The organism is Halomonas sp. 3A7M (assembly GCF_014897875.1).
GTDB lineage: Bacteria > Pseudomonadota > Gammaproteobacteria > Pseudomonadales > Halomonadaceae > Vreelandella.
Map to the genome: position 1 here is coordinate 1 of NZ_JABUZD010000036.1, position 1141 is coordinate 1141.

At 44.6% G+C, this 1141-nt stretch carries 1 protein-coding gene; it reads left to right on the plus strand.

From position 1 onward, the window contains the following. Window positions 1-238 precede the first annotated feature (238 nt). A complete protein-coding gene (locus INT19_RS02805) occupies window positions 239-1111 on the plus strand; it encodes a hypothetical protein (protein WP_226924454.1) in 873 nt (290 codons plus the stop codon). The last annotated feature ends 30 nt before the right edge of the window (window positions 1112-1141 follow it).

Here is a 1141-nt window from a genome sequence, read left to right on the forward strand (position 1 = left end):
CCTACATACATTATGCACGAAAACTTTCGGTTAGGCACTTAAAAAATTAGCAGAGTTTCTGAAATATAAAAACAATACCACTCTTTCTTCTCTGCCCAAACCCTTCCTACTCCTGGCTGGTATCTCAGGAACTGGCAAAACCCGCTTTGTTCGTGAGCAGGCAAAATCCACGGGCCAATTTAATGAAACCTATTGTTTAACTTCGGTGCGCCCTGATTGGCATGAACCGAGTGATCTATTGGGGTATATTTCTCGACTCTCGAGTAGCGGCCAGGCGGAATATATTACTACAGATGTACTTCAATTTATTGCCAAAGCCTGGCGTGCCATCGCCGATAGTAACTTAACGATTGATGTACAAAATAGTGATGACCATGGCGAGCGTCTGGTGGTCAGTGGTGACCGTGGTGCTCTACAAGCCGTGTTGCCCTATTGGCTATGCTTAGATGAAATGAATCTTGCACCTGTTGAGCAGTATTTTGCCGATTACCTATCGGTGCTCGAAACCCGTGAATGGGATTGGGATGAAGATACCTTCATTTACAGCAGCGATGCATTATTAAAGCCTGCTACGATTAGCGCCGTTGCGGATACGGATAAATTAAGAGTCGATTTGGGCTTTGAGTTACCAGACTACGACGATCTTTGGCAGCTAATCTGTCAGTATGGCTTAGCAATTCCATTCAACTTAATGGTTGCTGGCACGGTTAATATGGATGAAACCACCCATGGCTTTTCGCGCAAAGTAATCGATCGCGCCCTAAGCTTTGATTTTGGTGAATTTTTCCCCAATGATTACGATACTTTCTTTGCTCCAACCAGTCATAACAAATCACTCGGTTACCCTATTTGGTCACAAGCGCGAAAAGATGATTTAGCCAATACCTGTGATGCCGATGGATCGCAAACATTGGCATTTTTGAGTGCCGTGAATACGGTATTGAAGACCACCCCGTTTGAATTGGCCTACCGTGCACTTAATGAGTTATTACTGGCCGTAGTCAGCACCCAGCCACAGGACGAGCTAACCCTGAAAGCCGTATGGGATGATTTTATGATGTGTAAAGTACTGCCTAGGATTGAAGGAGATAGCGATAAGCTAAGTGCCTAACCGAAAGTTTTCGTGCATAATGTATGTAGG